Source organism: Bifidobacterium rousetti, assembly GCF_008698235.1.
Classification (GTDB): domain Bacteria; phylum Actinomycetota; class Actinomycetes; order Actinomycetales; family Bifidobacteriaceae; genus Bifidobacterium; species Bifidobacterium rousetti.
On sequence record NZ_PEBH01000011.1, the window covers coordinates 68,986 to 86,661 of the forward strand.

At 65.2% G+C, this 17,676-nt stretch carries 14 protein-coding genes and 2 pseudogenes; 10 read left to right on the forward strand and 6 right to left on the reverse strand.

Annotated elements, in window-relative coordinates:
- Positions 1-33 precede the first annotated feature (33 nt).
- From rpmF to ilvN, 4 genes are all read left to right on the forward strand, one after another.
- Complete coding sequence (gene rpmF, locus CSQ85_RS10985) at positions 34-228, forward strand: 50S ribosomal protein L32 (protein WP_081887263.1); 195 nt, start codon at positions 34-36, stop codon at positions 226-228.
- A gap of 215 nt (positions 229-443) precedes the next feature.
- Entirely contained in the window at positions 444-1,184 is a 741-nt protein-coding gene (rnc, locus tag CSQ85_RS10990; protein ID WP_150384081.1) for a ribonuclease III, read from the forward strand.
- Between the two features lie 233 nt (positions 1,185-1,417).
- Positions 1,418-3,406 carry an acetolactate synthase large subunit gene (locus tag CSQ85_RS10995; RefSeq protein ID WP_150384082.1) on the forward strand — a complete coding sequence of 663 codons (1,989 nt, stop codon included), beginning with the start codon at positions 1,418-1,420 and terminating at the stop codon, positions 3,404-3,406.
- Position 3,407: 1 nt separating this feature from the next.
- Positions 3,408-3,965 carry an acetolactate synthase small subunit gene (ilvN, locus tag CSQ85_RS11000; protein WP_043166926.1) on the forward strand — a complete coding sequence of 186 codons (558 nt, stop codon included), beginning with the start codon at positions 3,408-3,410 and terminating at the stop codon, positions 3,963-3,965.
- A 126-nt stretch (positions 3,966-4,091) separates the two neighbouring features.
- On the opposite strand, the gene CSQ85_RS11005 is transcribed toward ilvN, so the two are convergent.
- Positions 4,092-4,769: a nucleoside/nucleotide kinase family protein gene (locus tag CSQ85_RS11005; protein ID WP_150384083.1), complete on the reverse strand. Its 678-nt coding sequence runs from the start codon at positions 4,767-4,769 to the stop codon at positions 4,092-4,094.
- A gap of 270 nt (positions 4,770-5,039) precedes the next feature.
- Here CSQ85_RS11005 and CSQ85_RS11010 point away from each other — a divergent pair, with 270 nt between their 5' ends.
- The 3 genes from CSQ85_RS11010 to CSQ85_RS11020 all read left to right on the forward strand — a co-directional run bounded on the left by CSQ85_RS11010 (position 5,040) and on the right by CSQ85_RS11020 (position 7,386).
- Positions 5,040-6,314, forward strand: a complete 1,275-nt coding sequence (locus tag CSQ85_RS11010) for an ROK family transcriptional regulator (RefSeq protein WP_190973020.1) — start codon at positions 5,040-5,042, stop codon at positions 6,312-6,314.
- 311 nt (positions 6,315-6,625) lie between these two features.
- Positions 6,626-6,961, forward strand: a complete 336-nt coding sequence (locus CSQ85_RS11015; protein ID WP_150384085.1) for a FitA-like ribbon-helix-helix domain-containing protein — start codon at positions 6,626-6,628, stop codon at positions 6,959-6,961.
- Complete coding sequence (locus CSQ85_RS11020) at positions 6,958-7,386, forward strand: type II toxin-antitoxin system VapC family toxin (protein WP_150384086.1); 429 nt, start codon at positions 6,958-6,960, stop codon at positions 7,384-7,386. Before CSQ85_RS11015 ends, CSQ85_RS11020 begins: the two co-directional genes overlap by 4 nt.
- A 570-nt stretch (positions 7,387-7,956) precedes the next feature.
- Here the strand turns inward: CSQ85_RS11020 and CSQ85_RS13660 are convergent.
- A complete protein-coding gene (locus tag CSQ85_RS13660; RefSeq protein ID WP_395956858.1) occupies positions 7,957-8,214 on the reverse strand; it encodes a hypothetical protein in 258 nt (85 codons plus the stop codon).
- A gap of 192 nt (positions 8,215-8,406) precedes the next feature.
- Between CSQ85_RS13660 and CSQ85_RS13665 the strand changes: the two genes are divergently transcribed.
- Together CSQ85_RS13665 and CSQ85_RS11030 are read left to right on the forward strand one after the other, a co-directional pair.
- Positions 8,407-9,795 carry a hypothetical protein gene (locus tag CSQ85_RS13665; RefSeq protein WP_395956860.1) on the forward strand — a complete coding sequence of 463 codons (1,389 nt, stop codon included), beginning with the start codon at positions 8,407-8,409 and terminating at the stop codon, positions 9,793-9,795.
- Between the two features lie 377 nt (positions 9,796-10,172).
- The gene (locus tag CSQ85_RS11030) at positions 10,173-11,339 is read left to right on the forward strand and encodes an ATP-binding protein (RefSeq protein ID WP_150384088.1); all 1,167 of its coding nucleotides are present in this window, start codon (positions 10,173-10,175) and stop codon (positions 11,337-11,339) included.
- Between the two features lie 13 nt (positions 11,340-11,352).
- Here CSQ85_RS11030 and CSQ85_RS13670 read toward each other — a convergent pair.
- The 3 genes and pseudogenes from CSQ85_RS13670 to CSQ85_RS11040 form a co-directional block, all read right to left on the reverse strand.
- Positions 11,353-12,405, reverse strand: a pseudogene (locus CSQ85_RS13670) (ATP-binding cassette domain-containing protein); the annotation flags it as partial.
- Positions 12,406-13,257: 852 nt separating this feature from the next.
- Positions 13,258-13,653, reverse strand: a pseudogene (locus tag CSQ85_RS13675) (ATP-binding cassette domain-containing protein); the annotation flags it as partial.
- Positions 13,654-13,878: 225 nt separating this feature from the next.
- On the reverse strand, positions 13,879-14,643 hold the full coding sequence (locus tag CSQ85_RS11040; protein ID WP_107041949.1) for a type 1 glutamine amidotransferase: 765 nt from the start codon (positions 14,641-14,643) through the stop codon (positions 13,879-13,881).
- Positions 14,644-14,745: 102 nt separating this feature from the next.
- On the opposite strand from CSQ85_RS11040, the gene cysS reads away from it, so the two are divergent.
- The gene (cysS, locus tag CSQ85_RS11045; protein ID WP_150384090.1) at positions 14,746-16,401 is read left to right on the forward strand and encodes a cysteine--tRNA ligase; all 1,656 of its coding nucleotides are present in this window, start codon (positions 14,746-14,748) and stop codon (positions 16,399-16,401) included.
- Between the two features lie 39 nt (positions 16,402-16,440).
- Here cysS and CSQ85_RS11050 read toward each other — a convergent pair whose 3' ends face one another.
- Positions 16,441-17,400: a cation transporter gene (locus tag CSQ85_RS11050; protein WP_150384091.1), complete on the reverse strand. Its 960-nt coding sequence runs from the start codon at positions 17,398-17,400 to the stop codon at positions 16,441-16,443.
- Positions 17,401-17,676: the final 276 nt, after the last annotated feature.

The window sequence follows — 17,676 nt, forward strand, 5'->3', positions numbered from 1 at the left end:
TCAAATGTTCGAACGAAATAGAGGATACTGAAAATGGCACTGCCTAAGTACAAGACCTCGCGCGCCAACACGCACTCGCGTCGCGCGAATTGGAAGGCGACCGCTACGGCCACCGTGAGCTGCCCGAACTGCGGCGCTCCGGCCCTGCCGCACGTGGCCTGCCCGAGCTGCGGTTCCTTCCGCGGCCGCATCTACCGTGAAGCCATCCGCGCCCCTCACGCCAAGTGAGTCGCCGGAGCTGACCGCGGCATGAAATGAAAGAAAGCCCTGCCATCGACGGGTGGCGGGGCTTTCGCGTAACTATCCGCCATTCGCGGTGTGCGGTATCGCGGGCGACTCCCCCGGATGCCCCCAATTCCCTTGGATTTCCGGGCATCGCCGAAGTCGTTCGGGATTCGCCCCGGTGCCACTGCCGCGACCGACCACCAACCATCTCAATCATCATGACGAATCACCAGCAGAACACACAGCACACCGTGCGCACGACAGGCCCGTCGAACGAGGCCGTCGAGGCGCTGCTCAAGGAACTGGACACGACGATCAGCCCGGAGCTGCTCGTCCAGGCGCTCACCCACCGCTCCTTCGCGCACGAGCACCCCGGCGTCAAACACTACGAACGACTCGAGTTCCTCGGCGACGCCGTGCTCGAGCTCGTCGCCACCGAGACGCTGTACCGCATCCACCCGGACATGACCGAGGGCCAGCTGGCCAAGATGCGCGCCAAGGCTGTCTCCGAGGAGGCGCTGAGCGCGATCGCCCGCGACAAGCTGCACGTCGGGCCGTACATCCTGCTCGGCCACGGCGAGGCCGCGGACGGCGGCGCCGAGAAAAGCTCGATCCTGTGCGACATCGTCGAATCGCTGATCGGCGCGACGTTCGTCGAGCACGGCATCGACGGCGCGCGCAACACCGTCCACCGCCTCATCGACGACACGCTGAAGGAGGTCGCGACCGAGGGCCCGGCGCTCGACTGGAAGACATCGCTGACGGTCAAGGCGCACAAGATGGGCAAGGAGGAACCGGTCTACCACATGGCCGTCACCGGCCCGGAGTACGCGCAGGAGTTCATCGCCCGCGTCACGCTCGGCGACGACGAGACCGTCATCGGCGTCGGACGCGGCACCAGCAAGCGCAAGGCGCAGCTGGCGGCCGCCGAGGCGGCGTGGCACCAGCTCGACGAATAGTCGCGAGTGACGCATCGTGACGTATCGCACACCGATCGTGTGCGCGTCCCACGCATCGGGCGCCGGACGCGCATACGTCACGAACGTGAATAGACTGGAGAAACACGCGCGAAACCGGCCACGAACCGGTATATGACGCGATCGATGCCGACCGGACCGGACGGACAGGCCCACAGCCACCCCGCCCGGCAGGACGTCGGCGAGAACAGACCAAAGCGAAGTGTGAGAGGATTATGGCTTTACCCACGCCTTTGCAGGCATTCAGCGGGGTGCCCAAGACACCCGTGAGCGACAAGCAGACCATCGTCGACGGCGAGAAGATGACCGGCGCCAAGGCGCTGGTCCGTTCGCTGGAGGACCTGGGGGTCACCGACGTCTTCGGCATCCCCGGAGGCGCGATCCTGCCCGTCTACCACCAGATCACCGACGATCTGAAGTTCCGTTTCGTCCTGATGCGCCACGAGCAGGCCGCCGGCCACGCCGCGGAGGGCTACGCGATCGCCACCGGCAAGGTCGGCGTGTGCATCGTGACCTCCGGCCCGGGCGCGACCAACGTCGTCACCGCCATCGCCGACGCGAACATGGATTCGGTGCCGATGGTCGTCGTCACCGGCCAGGTGGGCGTGCAGGCGATCGGTACCGACGCCTTCCAGGAGGCCGACATCGTCGGCATGACCTACCCGGTCTCCAAGCACTCGTACCTCGTCACGCGCGCGCAGGACATCCCGCGCGTCATGGCCGAGGCGTTCCACGTGGCCTCCACCGGCCGTCCCGGCCCGGTGGTCGTGGATCTGACGAAGACCGCGCAGACCGGCGAGATGTACTACTCGTGGCCGCAGCGCATGATCCTGCCCGGCTACAACCCGACGACCAAGGCGCACGGCCGTGTGCTGTCCGACGCCGCGAAGCTGTTCAACCAGTCCTACCGCCCGGTGCTGTACGTGGGCGGCGGCGCGATGCGCTCCGGCGCGAGCGAGCAGGTCAAGGCCCTGGCGGACCTGACCGAGTCGCCGATCGTCACCACCCTGCCGGCGCGCGGCATCGTGCCGGACGACGATCCGAAGAACCTCGGCATGCTGGGCATGCACGGCACGATCGCCGCGACCGGCGCCGTGCAGCGCTGCGACCTGCTCGTCGCGATCGGCGCGCGCTTCGACGACCGCGTCACCGGCAAGCTGGACGCGTTCGCACCGGGCGCGCGCGTGATCCACATCGACATCGACCCGGCGGAGATCGGCAAGAACCGCACGCCGGACGTGCCGATCGTCGGCGACGTCGCCACCGTGCTCGACGACCTCATCCCGGAGATCGAGCGCGAGCAGGCGATCACGCCGAAGCCGAACCGCAAGCCGTGGTGGGACCGCATCAACAGCTGGCGCGAGAAGTACCCGATGACGTGGGACAAGCCGACCGACGGCTCGCTCGCCCCGCAATGGGTCGTCAAGACGCTGTCCGAGATGGCCGATCCGTCGACGATCTGGGTGACCGGCGTGGGCCAGCACCAGATGTGGGCGTCGCAGTTCATCGACTTCCACGGACCGCACGAGTGGATCTCCTCCGGAGGCCTGGGCACGATGGGCTACGGCCTGCCGGCCGCGATCGGCGCGTCGGTGGGATCGGCGCGCGAGTTCGACGGCGACAAGCCGGTGTGGCTGATCGACGGCGACGGCTCGTTCCAGATGACCAGCGAGGAACTGGCGGCCGCGTTCTTCGCACACACGCCGGTCAAGATCGCGCTGCTCAACAACTCCGTGTACGGCATGGTCCGCCAGTGGCAGACCCTGTTCTACGACCACCACTACTCGCAGACCAACCTGCTCGACGGCGAGGCGCACGGTCCCAAGGGCGATGCGCAGGCCGCCGCGGGCGAACTGCCGCTCGAGGTGCCGGACTTCGTCAAGCTGGCCGAGGCGTACGGCTGCGTCGCGATGCGCGTGTTCACCGAGGAGGAGGCCGTCGAGGCGATCCGCAAGGCGAACGAGATCAACGACCGCCCGGTGCTCATCGACTTCCGCGTCTGGAAGGACGCGATGGTCTGGCCGATGGTCGCCGCCGGCAAGTCGAACGACGAGGTGACGTACCGTCCGGGCCTGAAGCCGTTGAAGGGAGATACCGGCACCGGGCCGATCGAGGAGTCCGAGGTGGCCGCGGCCACGGCCGAAGTCGCCGGGGCTGACGCCGGGGCCGCCGCCGGGAACACCGAGAACGGAAAGGAGAACTGACATGCCCGCCAACTATCCCGCATCCAAGCCGGGTTCCGAGCGCCACACGCTGAGCGTGCTGGTGGAGAACCGTCCGGGCGTGCTGGCGCGCATCGCCGGCCTGTTCGCCCGCCGCGCGTTCAACATCAACTCGCTGTCCGTCTCCCCCACCGAGAGGCCCGACATCTCGCGCGTGACCGTCACCGCCGATGTGGAGGCGGTGCCGCTCGAGCAGATCATCAAGCAGCTCAACAAGCTGCTGCATGTGTTGAAGATCGTCGAACTCGACCCGAACACCACCGTCGAGCGCGAGCTCGTGCTCATCAAGGTGGCGGCCGACCAGTCAAACCGTTCCGACGTGCTCGAGATCGTGCGACTGTTCCGCGTGCGCGTCGTCGACGTGAACCCGGAGTCGCTCACCATCGAGGCCACCGGCGCCGAAGGCAAGATCGACGCCCTGCTGGGCCTCCTGGAACACTACGGCGTGATCGAGCTGGTGCGCTCCGGCGCCGTCGCCGTCACCCGCGGCCCGAAGGCCCTGGCCGAAAAGGTCATCGGCTCCGAGATCACAGGCCGGTGATTTCGGTTTCGATGAACCGGCCTTGAGCCGGTGGACACCGCCGATCACAGCCAATCACAATGGAGGGCGTCCATCCCGAAACGACGGGATGGACGCCCTCTTTGATACGTGCACAGATTGCGAAACTCACAGGTCCAGCGGCGGCAGTTCGACCGTGGCGCCGGCGCGGTCGCGGCAGGCGGCGATGCGGCGCGCGTTGATCTCGTCGACCTCCATGACCCACCTGCGCGCCTGCTCGGGTTCCTTGCCGAATCGGATGTGGCGTTCGACGAGGCGCTCGCGGCGCAGGTCGTCATCGACGTCGACGTACCAGACCTCGGTCATCGCCTTGCGGACGTCATTCCACGCGTCGGCCTCGTCGAGCAGGTAGTTGCCCTCCGTGACCACGAGGCGGGTCCACGGGAACACCGGAATCGCCCCGGCCAGCGGCTGCTCCAGATCGCGTTCGAACATCGGCGCATAGATCACGCCGTCCTCGCCGGCGCTGATGCGCCTGAGCAGGGAGCGGTAGCCACGGGCGTCGAACGTGTCGATCGCGCCTTTGCGCTGCAGGCGCCCCAGACGCCTGAGTTCGACGTCGGCCAGATGATAGCCGTCCATCGGCACCCACGCCGAGAAGTGGTCCTTCGGTTCGGCGGCGCCGCCCGGGACCCCTTCAGCGAACGCCTCGGCGAGCAGCTGGGCCAGAGTGGACTTGCCGGCGCCGGGCGCGCCGACGATGCCGAGGATCACCCGCTCGTCGGCGGCGAGCAGCTCCCTCACGCGGGACTGGGCTTCTTCAAGATTCGCAATGTTGACGGTCATCGTCGTTCCTCCTATGAGTTTTGCACCCCTCCTATTCGTCGGCATCGCCAATGAATGGGAAAGATGCGGTTTTATGGTGTCGTCGTTCGTGGGTGCAGCCGTCTCCGCTTCTTCGGGAGATGACTGCGGTGGAGTCCGCGGATGCGTCACCGTCATCCGTTGTTCTCCTTGCAGTACATAAGTCTACCACAGTTTTGTATAAGAATATACAAAAGTCAGCATGAAACTGTAAAGATTCTGTCAATACTCTGCTGCTGTATGCTAACTGGTATGGATAAGTCTGCGGAATACACCGATCTCGGCGCCGGCGCCGTCGAACTGCTCACCCATCTGCGCGCACACGGTCCGATGACGCGCAGCGAAATCGGCGCCGTCACCGGATGGGCGCGTCCCACCGTGAACCGCCGCATCGAGGAACTCGACGGCATCGGCATCGTCCGTCCGCTGTCCATGCCCAGCCCGACCGGAGGTAGACCCGCGCAGGGCTTCGCCTTCGACGCGTCCTGCGCGGCCATCCTCGCCATCGACATCGCGACCACGGCCACCACCATCGCCCTATGCGACCTGTCCGCACACCCCACCGTGACCCGGACCATCGCGGTCGGCGCCGAAAACGAACCGGAGGAGACGCTCGCCCTGATCCGCACGACGGCGGACGCGATGCTTGCCGGCGGCGCGGACGCCCCGCTCTCCCCCGTCGCACCGACGCGCCTGTGCGCGGTGTCCGTCGCGGTGACCACCCGCGTCGAAACCACCACTGGCAACATCATCCAGGCGCCCGTGATGCGGCATTGGGAGAACCACAACCTCCGCGACTATTTCACGGCGCACTACCACGTGCCCGCGTTCGTCGAGAACGACGCCAACGCCCGCGCCCTCTGCAAGGCGTACGAACTGGCCGAGGACGGCACCGGCTATGCCGGCGCCAAACGGGGCGACGGCGCGCCTATGATCGCCGACCTCCTGTACGTGCATGCCGGCATGGGCTTGGGCGCCGGCGTCATCTCCTCCGGCACTGTCATGCATGGCGCGTTCGGCGCCGCCGGCGACATCGGCCACATCCATGTCTTCAGCGAGGACGGCGCACAAAGCCTCTGCCGATGTGGCAACACCGGCTGTGTGGAGGCTTCGGCCGGCGGCTGGGCCGTGATACAAGCACTGCGCGACGCCGGCCGGCCGGTACGCACGCTGGGCGACGTGGTCGAGCTCGCCGATCACGGCGACGTCGAGACCGTGCGACTGATCCGCCTGGCGGGTCGGCTCATAGGTGACACGATCTCCGCCTGCGTCAACCTGCTCAACCCGTCGTGCATCGTCGTCGGCGGCGAGCTGTCGCATTGCGGGGAACTGCTGATGTCCGGCATCCGCGAGCGCGTGTGGGCCCGCGCCCAACCGCTCGCCACCACCTCGCTGCGCATCGAATCCTGTTCGGACGAGGCACAGGCGGGAATCATCGGACTGGCGTACGCGGCCATCGACCAGGGGCTGACGTCGCCCGAGTTCCTGCGGCGTCTCGCATCGCATGGCGAACTTCCCATGAAGTAGTGTTTCGTCCATTGCGCGGTGACGTAAAACGACACAAGAATGAAACGGTTTCCGCCATGCCGCGCTCCCCGCACGATGATTCATACCATGCACATGATCACGATCACCCCCTCTGGAAAACACGCCAGTCTCCAGCACCTCGTCATGGGCCCCTCTCCATGACATGACAAATTGTCCATGAGGCAATATTCCAACCCACTACATGACTGCATAGTGCATGCAAATATGTGCTATCGTCATGAATGCAGGCAATGCAAGCACAATGCAAGCGCTTGCGGGCATGACACGACAGCATAGAGCAGGAGGCACCTATGACCACCGCAGCGACGCAGCCGAAACCCGGCAAAACCAACACATTGACCATCAGACGGCTCTCCGACGAATGCGTGGCGACGCTGAAGCAGGCGGCCAAGGACAACAACCGGCCCATGGAGGCGGAGGTGCGTTCGATCCTCGAGGAGTTCACTACCGAATGGCTCACCCATCAGGTCACCACCTCGTCCGATCTCGTAGAGGAAATGGAACGGCTGCTCGGCGGCGAGGGGCTCGACGGGGACGAGCAGCTGTGTCCTCCGCGCAACACCTACGACCACGGCCCCCGCCCCGTTGACTTCGGGGATGCCGGCGATCAGGAGGACGTCCGATGATCATCCTCGACACCAATGTCATCAGCGAAGTCACCAGCAGACGGCAGATGGATCGAAACGTCCGAGACTGGATGATCGCCCAGCGCCTTCAGGACCTGCACGTCACCAGCATCACCGTCGCCGAGCTGCTGTACGGTCTCGCCCTGATGCCCGAATCCTCCAGAAAAGAACGGCTGAGACAGACCACATCGGCTTTCATCGAGCACTTCCGGCACCGAACATTCTCGTTCAACAGTGCCGCAGCACCCCATTACGCGGCGATCATGGCCGCGCGCCGTTCCCAGGGCCGTCCGATCGGCGTGCAGGACGCGATGATCGCGGCGATCGCGCGGTCGCACGGCGCGGCCGTGGCTACGCGCAACGTCAAGGACTTCGAAGGCACCGACGTCACGGTCATCAACCCGTGGGATCACCGAGACCGATGACCCGCTTTTCGATAGAATCGAGATCAAGAAGAGACTAAGGGGATCGTCATGAGTCCGATCGCATCGTCCATCCAGCTCGCCGCGGAACAGGGCTCTGCCGCATGTCCGACCGGCTCCGAGGCAACGGATATGCTGTCTGGCACAGGGGCGATCATCGGAGGCATCGGCATCATTCTGCTGTCGGCGGCGCTATTGATGGCGGCGATCTACCTTATTCACCGATATCTGTCTGGCAATAGACGTCCATGGGCGTTCATGGTCGTCTTCGTCGCGGTGTTGGTATGCGCGTGCTTCGAGAACTGGGATGGTTCGACTGCACGGAACGTACTCGGCCTGCCGACGCTCATCCTGACCGCCCTCGGCAACGCCGCCCTCGCATTCGTCGGAGGCAACAGCTTCACGGTGCTGCCATCCATGATGTCGGACTGTGAACCAGACAAATGGGCAATCTGGATCTCTGGAGATCCGGGGCAGGCGCTGGTGCACATCGCATTCATCCTGCTCAACATCCTCGCCTTCGCTCTCACAGCCGAAGCATTGCTGTCGACGTTCACCAATTTCTGGACGTTCCTACGAACCACGTTCCACCGGTACGACGACGTCATCATCGTGAAGTTCACGGACGATATGCGCGAACAGGCGCAGTCCTTCATCGACGATCTCACGGAACGGAACGAATCGGACCGCAATCGGAAGGATCGAACAAGCGAAGCGGACGGAACGGGACCAAGCGGCAAGCGGCACTCGCCACGACATCTGATCCTGCGAATCAGACTGACGCCCGACGATGACGACTCCCGCTATTCCATCGTTCTCGGGGACGGCCATGCGAACACGAAACGCAAATCGATGGAGCGCACACTGGCTTCGGCCCTCAAACACAAGCGATCCAGGCGGGAAACGGCGAACACGCCGAACGGCGACGCGTTCACATCCGTCGTGTTCCGCAACGGACGCATCACCGTGTTCAAGCACGACCCCGATACACTCGACAGGCACGTCACAGGCGGCAAACAGGATATGAAGGATGCGGCCCACGAGCTGATTACGGACACCGCCACGAACCTGACGAACGACACCTATTCGTACAGCGTCAGGGAGATCCAGATCCGACAGCTGATACGACATATCGCCGACGACGCTCTGAGCGAGAACACTCCACGGTTCGAGCTCGGACTGCGCCGGCTGAACGCGATGATCGTCGGCGACGACGTGGAGAGCGTGGTGCTGATGGCCGTCTATCTCATCCGCAACGGGCAGTCGCTCGAGGGATACCCGACGATCCACATCGCCAGCGAGCACGCCGACATCATCGAGGAGCGACTGCGTTGCGCGTACCCGGCCCTGTTCGCCGACACGATGCCGGAGCACACCTATCCGCTGACTCCCCCGGCGACGTTCACCTTCCACCACACCGTTTTCGAGATGGTGAGATCGGTCACGACGCCTTCGGACGGCGGGGCTGCTGAGGCCGACGATCAGACGGGCGACGCCGAACAGGCCACCCTGGTGGTGTTCACCTCGCCGGACACCGGCCGTGCGCCGTCACAACGCGCGATCATCGCACGCGCGCTTCGGCGCCGGTTCGGCACGCTGAAGCATGACCGGCTGCTGTTCGTCCAGTACAGCGAGGATGAACCTGCCGGATACGTGCACGAGAACGAATACGGCGGACGCGAGAACCCCGACGCGAAGGGCGCACGGAACGACGACGGGGGCACCGCATGGAGCTCCATCACCGTGCGCCTGTATGGCGACATCGACGAGACCGTCTCCGCACGAGTGCTGCTGCACTCTGAGCTCGACACGCGGGCGATGCTGATCAACGGACGGTATAGCGACCTTGCTGCGGCGAAGAGCGCCGATCTGATCAAGGCCGATGAGAGTGATCTCACGCAGGACATTCGCAACGGGTGGAACGACTGCAGCCTGTACGATCGCGAATCCAGCCGTGCAGCCGCCGATTTCATCCCGATCGAACGTCGGGTATGGGAAGCGTACGGCACCAAGGACACCGAACAGGTCAAGGAACAGATCGGCCGACTGGAGCATCTGCGCTGGAACGCCTACATGGTAACCAACGGATTCGTTCCCAAGCCCTGCGACGTCACGCAACTGGTCCGGGAACGCGACGAGGCGTATGACGCCTTCCACGATCTCGCGCATCTCGACGACGGCCAGCTTGGGAAGTATCTGAAGGACGTCGTCCGCATCGACGAATCCGCAGAACGCCATCTGGCGCTTGTCGACTGGAGCTACCTTCTGCAGGTTGATGCGGCCATCGCCAAGCTCAACGCCATGCCATTCGGCGGAGATGACCGTCACCCCCGTGCCGACATCCACTGGACCCCGCTGCGGGAGAACGACATGAAGATCACCGACAACCTGCTGAAGAACCCCGGTGAATGACCGACATGGCGGCGGATGTCCGGCATGGCGGCGGACGTCCGACATCCGCGAGCGCAGTTGGCCCCGACCCCAGCCGCTCCATCGCGCGGTGAACTCTCCCATGAAGCGGTGAACTCCCCATGAAGTAGTGTTTCGCCCATCGCGCGGTGACGCAAAATGGCGGTATTCCGCCAATCCGCAAAATCACCTCACCGCTCCATGGGACATTCACCGCACGATGGGACGCCAGACCGCGCGATGACCAAGCAATCCCATCTTTACATTCTTTTATAAAGTTTTATAATTCTTTATAATCTTTATATTTCAACGGCCTCGCAGCACGACACGGCATAGATAAGGCACAGATAAGGCACAGATAAGGTGAAGGAGAGGCACTCATGGCGATGCAACGACACAGCAATCCGTTCAAGCCCACTGCAGGACGGATGCCGCCGCTGCTTATCGGCCGCGACACCGTCATCGACGATTTCGAGGAGGGACTCGACGACGGCCCCGGTGCACCGGGCCGGCTGATGCGCGTGACCGGAGCCCGAGGAGTCGGCAAGACCGTCATCCTGACCGAGTTCGGCCTCATCGCCAAAGCACGCAAATGGGAGGTGATCGACGAGACGGCCTCAACCGGCCTCGCACAACGTCTGCTCGACCGATTGACGCCTCCCGCGACAGCGGTCGATCTCTCGCTCAAACCGTCACTGTCGGTTGCTGGATTGGGTGGGCTGAGTCTGGGCGAAGCCCATGTCTCGTCGCAGCAGATGCCGCTGACACTCCGCGACGCCTTCGGCCGCAGATTGGACGCACTCGCACACAAGCATGCCGGACTGCTGGTCACCATCGATGAAGCGCAAGCCGCCGAGCGCACCGACATGGTCGCCATCGCCACCGCTGTCCAGCACCTGATCCGCGAGGAACGCAACATCGCCTTCGTCTTCGCCGGACTACCCACCATTGCGTCCAAGTGGCTCAACGACGAGGTACTGACATTTCTGCGACGCGCACAGGCCGAGCAACTGGGTGACATCCCCCTGCAAGACGTCACAGACGCCTTTGAGGACACGTTCGCCGATTCCGGAATCACCATTGCCGGCGAACCACTTTCCATGGCGGCCAACGCCACGGAGGGATACCCCTTCATGATTCAACTGGTCGGCTATCATATCTGGCGCATCGCCTACCGCCGTCACCGCAATGCCGACGGAACCACTGCGGACGATGCCAGAGTCACCGAGGAAGACGCCAAACAGGGCATCGCCAACGCGCTGACCAGACTAGGTGACGCCGTGCACGGCCCCGAGCTGAACGGTCTCTCCCCCGTTGACAAAACCTACCTGCTCGCGATGGCGCAGGACGACGGCCCATCATCCACATCGACGGTCGCCGAGCGCATGGGCAAGGACGTCAACTACGCCAACATCTACCGGACGAGACTCATCGACGCCCAAGTCATCAGCGACGCCGGCTATGGCAAGGTGGATTTCGCCATCCCCTATCTACGCCAGTATCTGCGCGAACACGCGGCCTACATCCGCATGAACGGCTCGCGATAGGGGAAGGCGCCGGCTACCGGCCGAGCTGTTCGGACAGGTCCATCCACTCGAGGGTGAGCTCCTCCGACTCGTCGGAGACGGCCTTGAGCTGATCGTTGAGCTTGTTGAGGCCCTCGTAGTCGCTCGGGTCGTGCGCGGCCATCTGCGCCTCGAGGTCGGTCTTCTGCTCCTCCAGCTTGTCGAGCTTGCGTTCGATCGCGGAGACGCGCTTCGACGCGTCGTGGAACGCCTTGCCGGTGAGCTTCGGCGCGGAATCGCCGGAATCACCGGCGACGGAGGCCGAAGACGCCGCATCGGACGCCTGACCGTTCCTGCCGCCGGCGGCGCCTGCCGAACCTGCGCGTCCCCTCGTCCCGGAACCCGAACCGGAACCCGTGCCCGCGATCCCGGCGACCTCGTCCGGCAGTCCCTTGCCGTTCTTCAGGTCCTCGACCATGTCGAGATAGTCCTGCACGCCGCCGGGCAGGTGACGCACCTTGCCGCCGATCAGCGCGAACTGCTGGTCGGTGACGCGCTCGAGCAGATAGCGGTCGTGGGAGACGACGATCAGCGTGCCCGGCCAGGTGTCGAGCAGGTCCTCCATCACGGCGAGCATGTCGGTGTCGAGATCGTTGCCGGGCTCGTCCATGATGAGCACGTTCGGCTCGTCGAGCAGGATGAGCAGCAGCTGCATGCGGCGCTTCTGGCCGCCGGACAGGTCGCGGATCGGGGTCATCAGCTGCGCGGACTCGAAGCCGAGACGCTCCATCAGCTGGCCCGGAGTGACCTCCTTGCCGTCGACGATGTAGCTCGGCTTGTAGCGCGAGAGCACTTCCTTGATCTTGTATTTGCCGAGCTTCTCGAGCTCGTCGAGACGCTGCGAAAGCACCGCGAACTTCACGGTCTTGCCGATGTTCACATGCCCGGCGGTCGGGGTGATCGTCCCGTCGATGAGCTTCAGGAGCGTCGACTTGCCGGCGCCGTTCGCGCCGACGATGCCGAACCGGTCGCCCGGGCCGATCAGCCAGGTCACGTCGTCGAGGATCTCGCGGCCGGTCACGGTGACCTTGCGCGCGGCGGACGTGGGTTCGGCTCCGCCCGCTTCGGGTCCGCCGCCGATGGTCTCGCCACCGGTGTTCATGCGACGCACCTCGCGGTCGTCGTTGAGCGACGGCACGGACACAGTCGACGAGGCCGCAGCCGCCGCTCCGCCTTCCGCCTCGGCCCGGGCGCGAGCCTCCTCGACGGCCTTGATCGCCTCGGGCACGCCGGCGTCGACGAGACGCGGGTCGGTCATGTCGGTGACGGCCACCTCGACCGAGCCGTGCACCTGCGGTTCGGCGTACATCGCATCGACCACGTCCACGCGCGACGCGGAGTCGGCGAGCGCCGCCACGTCCGGGTCGATGGCGTCGGCGGCCGACACGGTGCCCTGCGCATGCTCGAAGATCTGGGTCACGTCGACGAGGTCGACGACCTGCTTGCCGAGGCGCGAGGTGGCCATCTGCTTGAGTTCGAGCGTGTTGCGCATCGGCGGCACGTCGGCGATGAGCTCGCGCGCGGCCTTGACGTGGAACTTCTGCTTGGTGGAGCGGGCGCGTGCGCCGCGCGACAGCCACGCGAGCTCCTTGCGGGCGAGGTTGCGGCGCTTGGTCTCGCGCACGTCGGCCTGTCGGTCGCGTTCGACGCGCTGGAGCATGTACGCGGAGTAGCCGCCCTCGAACGGTTCGATGACCCCGTCGTGGACCTCCCACATCGACTCGCACACCTCGTCGAGGAACCAGCGGTCGTGGGTGACGAGCAGCAGCGCCCCCTGCCCCTTCGACCAGCGGTTCTTCAGGTGTTCGGCGAGCCAGTGGATAGTGACGACGTCGAGGTGGTTGGTGGGCTCGTCGAGCGCGAGGATGTCCCAGTCCTTGAGGAGCAGTCGGGCGAGGTCGGCGCGGCGGCGCTGGCCGCCGGACAGGGACCCGACCTTCGCGTCGAGGCTCATGCCGCCGAGCAGAGCCTCGACGATCTCGCGGGAGGTGTTGTCGGACGCCCATTCGTAGTCGGCTCGGCCCTCGAGCGCGACCTGGCGGATCGTGGCGTCGTCGTCGAGCGGATCGCGCTGGTCGAGCATGCCGAAGGTGAGGCCGCCGCGTTTGGTCACACGGCCGGAATCGGGCTCCTGCGTGCCGCGGAACAGGTGCAGCAGCGTGGATTTGCCGTCGCCGTTGCGGCCGACGATGCCGATGCGGTCGCCTTCGAATACGCCCTGCGTCACATCGGTGAAGATGGTCTTGGTGGCGAAGGCGAGCGAAACGTGTTCGAGTCCAATATCGTAAGTCGGCATGACTCACCAATGTAGCCTGAGGCCGCAACAGGGGCCGTGACATACACTTTTTTCGCATTTGCTAGGCACATCTGACGTTTCTTAGGCACATGCCACGAGGTGTCCATAACGGCGGCCGCCGGAAAAGCGCGGTTTTCCGGCGGCCCTGACGTGCTACGGACACCCGTTTCGGCACGTGGGTGCCTAACAAATGCAAAACATGCCTAAGAAGTGTTGCTCACCCCGCTAGGAGATGACCGGGTCCTTGGGGGCCTTCTCCGCCTCGGCCTTGGCGAGCCCCTGCGCGTAGTTGTTGCAGCGCACGGCGAACCCGGAGAACACCTGTTCGGCGAACGGCTCGAGCAGCGGGTTGCAGCGTTCGAAGTCCTCGCGCAGCTGCGTCTTGGAGCCGCCGGCGGCCTTGAGGTCCTTGACCATGCTCGGTTCGGCGAGCCACTCCTCGAGCAGCGAGGCGGTGACCTCCAGATGGAACTGGAGTCCCAGCGCGGAGCCGGCGCGGAACGCCTGAACCTTGGTGGCGGAGGATCGGGCGAGCAGCTGCGCGCCCTCGGGCAGGCCCACCACGTCGTTGTGCCAGTGGAGCACGTCGATCTGCTTGTCCCACATCGAGAAGTAGTCGTGCTTGTCGACGCGTTTGATCGGCCCGAAGCCGATCTCCGGCGCCTCGCCGTGGTGCAGCTTCGCGCCGAGCGCGGTGGCGATGATCTGATGCCCGAGGCATACGCCGAGCACCGGCTTGTTCACGGCGATCGCGGCGCGGGCGAGTTTCACCTCGGCCTTGAGCCCGGGGTGCTTGTCGTAGTCCGTGGCGCCCATCGGACCGCCCATGATGACCACGCCCGCGACTTCGTCGAACGAGGGCAGGTCCGGCTTCTTCTCGTCGACGATGCTGAGGACCTGATAGTTGATACCGAGGTCCTCGAGATTGGTGAGGATACGCCCGGGTTTCTCCCAGGGCACGTGTTGGAGCACAAGCACTTGCGGAGTCATGCCCCCCATTGTGGCACGAGCCACGTAAACGGCGATCGCCCCCGAGTCGCCCCAAGTCATGTGCAGGCCACGGGATGTAGGCCACGGGTGTACCCTTGACGTATGGGAAATAGCCAAGAATCGCATGATTTCAATACTTCCGTGATGCCGAGCTCGCTCACGGAGGCGAAGGTCTCCCCGCTCGCCGCGGGGCTCAGGCTCTATGACACCGCCTCGCACACGACGAGCGTGTTCACGCCGATCAAGCCCGGCGAGGTGGGCATCTACGTATGCGGCGCCACCGTGCAGTCGTCGCCGCACATCGGCCACATCCGCGCGGCCGTCGCGTTCGACATCATCCGCCGCTGGTTCCTGAAGCTCGGGTACAAGGTCACGTTCGTGCGCAACGTCACCGACATCGACGACAAGATCCTCGACAAGGCCGCCGCCGCGGGCCAGCAGTGGTGGGCGCGCGCCTACTACTACGAGCGCGAGTTCACCCACGCCTATGAGACGCTGGGCGTGCTGCCGCCGACGGTCGAGCCTCGCGCGACCGGCCACATGTCCGACATGATCGACCTGATCCAGCGCATCATCGACAACGGCCACGGCTACGTCGTCACGGACGAGGACGGCAAGCCGACCGGCAACGTGTACTTCGACGTCGCCTCTTGGCCGCATTACGGCGAGCTGACGCATCAGAAGCAGTCCGGAGCCGCGGAGGTGGACGAGGCGGCGGCCGTCGCCGACCGCATGGGCCCGTCCGTCGACGCCGCGGGCGACGACAAGTACAATCCGGTCGATCCGGCCGACGCCTCCCCCGACAAGCACGATCCGCGCGATTTCGCGCTGTGGAAGGCGCCGAAGGACACCGATCCGCTGGACGCGCGCTGGAACACCCCGTTCGGCGTGGGACGACCGGGCTGGCACATCGAATGCTCGGCGATGAGCCACCGCTACCTCAAGGACGGGTTCGACATCCACGGCGGCGGCCTCGACCTGCGCTTCCCGCACCACGAGAACGAGATGGCGCAGACCCGCGCCGCCGGCTACGACTCGGCCGCGCGCTGGATGCACTCGGCGTGGGTCACCGCCAAGGGCGAGAAGATGTCGAAGTCGCTGGGCACCGGCCTGTCCGTGCCGAGCGTGCTCGCCGAGCACTCCGCGTGGGTGGTGCGCTACGCGCTGGGCGGCGTGCAGTACCGTTCGATGCTCGAATGGTCCGATCAGGCGCTCGTCGAGGCCGAGGCGGCCTATGAGCGCATCGCGAACTTCATCGAGCGCGCCGGCGTCGCGCTGTCCGGCCAGCCCACGCGCGAGGAGATCGCGGCGGTTCCGGCCGAGGGACTGCCGGCCGATTTCACGGCCGCGATGAACGACGACGTGAACGTGTCCGGCGCGACCGCGGCGATCTTCACCGCGATCCGCTCCGGCAACACGCTGCTGTCGCGCCTGACCGACCACGCCGACTCGCCCGAGGCCAGGGCCGAGGTGCGCGCGGCGCTGGTTTCGGTGCGCGCGATGCTCGACACGCTGGGCCTCGACCCGCTGGCCGAGCCGTGGGTGTCGCAGGGCGCCGCCGGGGCGGCCGGCGACGGCGGGGACGAGTCCCCGGAGCACAAGGCGCTTGAGGCCCTGATCGGCGAGCAGCTGACCGCCCGCGCCGAGGCCCGCAAGGCCCGCGACTTCGCCAAGGCCGACGCCATCCGCGATACGCTGGCCGAGGCCGGCATCGCCATCGAGGACGGCCCGCAGGGCTCGACCTGGTCTCTCAAGTAGACCCGGCGGTCTCTGATCGAGGTTCCGATCGGACCCCGGTCAGTCGAAGACGAAGTCGACGTCGACGATGTGCAGGCGGCGCTTAAGCTCGCGCTCGAGCGACCGCTTGCACTCGACGAGGTCGGCCACGTCGATCGTGTCGCCGGTGCCGGCGAGGTACACGTCGACCGTGTAGTTCATGCCGGTCTTGAAGATCAGGGTCTTGTCGTATTCGGTGTTCGCCGGCAGGTGCCGCTGGGCGACGGCCTCGACGTGCGCGTTCGTCTCGTCGTCGTCGTGCACGCCGCCGACCAGTTCGACGAACGCCTCCCTCAGCACGCCGAACGGCTCCTTGATGGTCGCGATGACCAATGCCACGGTGATGAAGAAGTCGCCGGTGTAGTGCAGGAACCCGAGCGGGCCGCCCGCGGGCAGGATCATGAGGATCACCGCCACGGCGCCGACGCCGGCCGACATCACGCCGTCGACGAAGGAGCTGTTGGCCTCGGCGTTCAGCATCGTGCTGGAATCGCGGATCGAACGGTTGCGGGAGCGGTAGTAGACGCACAGGCCGAAGCAGGCCGCCACGGCGAAGAGCTCGTAGACGACGACCGGCCCGGTGACGATCGGCTCGCCCTGTCCGAGCGCGAAGTAGTTGTAGGCGACTTGGATGACGTCGAGCAGGGAGTAGAGGAGCAGCGAGAGCGTGAGGATGGCCTTGGCGATCGCGTAGATCGGCTCAAGGGCGAACAGCCCGTTCGGGAAGCGTTCGGTGGTGCGCACGGTGCGACGAGACAGGTAGACCGCGACGAGTCCCGACAGCACGGAGATCGCGGTGAAGGAGAAATCGAGGAACATGGCCTTGAGGCCGGTCATAAGGAAGACGACCATGCCGGCCGCGACCTGGGCGACGTTGACGACGATGCCGACGGTGAGCGCGCGGCGCTCGATGGTCTTGTGATTCTTGTTCTGGTTCTTGTTCTGATTGTGGTTCTGATGCTGATTGGGGGTACTGCTCATAGATGGGCCTTCCGGTGCTTGGCTGTCCGCGTTGGCCCTTGCCCTCCTGGCTTCCGCCCTGTGGGGAGTGGCTCACAGCAGTCAGCTCGGTGGTGTCCAGGAAATCATCAAAACACGGCCATCATGGCCGCCGTGATACATTCCACGGAATTTTATTGCCCCTCTATGATACCGGATACCCCCGATCCGGCTATGCTCCGGGCTGAGTCCGCATCAGGCCCGGCCACGCCAGAGCCCGGCGTCCGACCGCCGCCGGTTTTCCCGCGTGGCGGCTAG

Excerpts from the sequence above, each read along its gene's own strand:
- CSQ85_RS11005 (WP_150384083.1), bottom strand. The coding sequence starts at position 4,769 with ATGACCGTCAACATTGCGAATCTTGAAGAAGCCCAGTCCCGCGTGAGG.
- CSQ85_RS10995 (WP_150384082.1), top strand. The coding sequence starts at position 1,418 with ATGGCTTTACCCACGCCTTTGCAGGCATTCAGCGGGGTGCCCAAGACA.
- CSQ85_RS11050 (WP_150384091.1), bottom strand. The coding sequence starts at position 17,400 with ATGAGCAGTACCCCCAATCAGCATCAGAACCACAATCAGAACAAGAAC.
- CSQ85_RS13660 (WP_395956858.1), bottom strand. The coding sequence starts at position 8,214 with ATGGCCGTCCCCGAGAACGATGGAATAGCGGGAGTCGTCATCGTCGGG.
- CSQ85_RS11010 (WP_190973020.1), top strand. The coding sequence starts at position 5,040 with ATGGATAAGTCTGCGGAATACACCGATCTCGGCGCCGGCGCCGTCGAA.
- cysS (WP_150384090.1), top strand. The coding sequence starts at position 14,746 with ATGGGAAATAGCCAAGAATCGCATGATTTCAATACTTCCGTGATGCCG.
- CSQ85_RS11015 (WP_150384085.1), top strand. The coding sequence starts at position 6,626 with ATGACCACCGCAGCGACGCAGCCGAAACCCGGCAAAACCAACACATTG.
- CSQ85_RS11030 (WP_150384088.1), top strand. The coding sequence starts at position 10,173 with ATGGCGATGCAACGACACAGCAATCCGTTCAAGCCCACTGCAGGACGG.
- CSQ85_RS13665 (WP_395956860.1), top strand. The coding sequence starts at position 8,407 with ATGAAGGATGCGGCCCACGAGCTGATTACGGACACCGCCACGAACCTG.
- rpmF (WP_081887263.1), top strand. The coding sequence starts at position 34 with ATGGCACTGCCTAAGTACAAGACCTCGCGCGCCAACACGCACTCGCGT.
- CSQ85_RS11020 (WP_150384086.1), top strand. The coding sequence starts at position 6,958 with ATGATCATCCTCGACACCAATGTCATCAGCGAAGTCACCAGCAGACGG.
- CSQ85_RS11040 (WP_107041949.1), bottom strand. The coding sequence starts at position 14,643 with ATGACTCCGCAAGTGCTTGTGCTCCAACACGTGCCCTGGGAGAAACCC.
- rnc (WP_150384081.1), top strand. The coding sequence starts at position 444 with ATGACGAATCACCAGCAGAACACACAGCACACCGTGCGCACGACAGGC.
- ilvN (WP_043166926.1), top strand. The coding sequence starts at position 3,408 with ATGCCCGCCAACTATCCCGCATCCAAGCCGGGTTCCGAGCGCCACACG.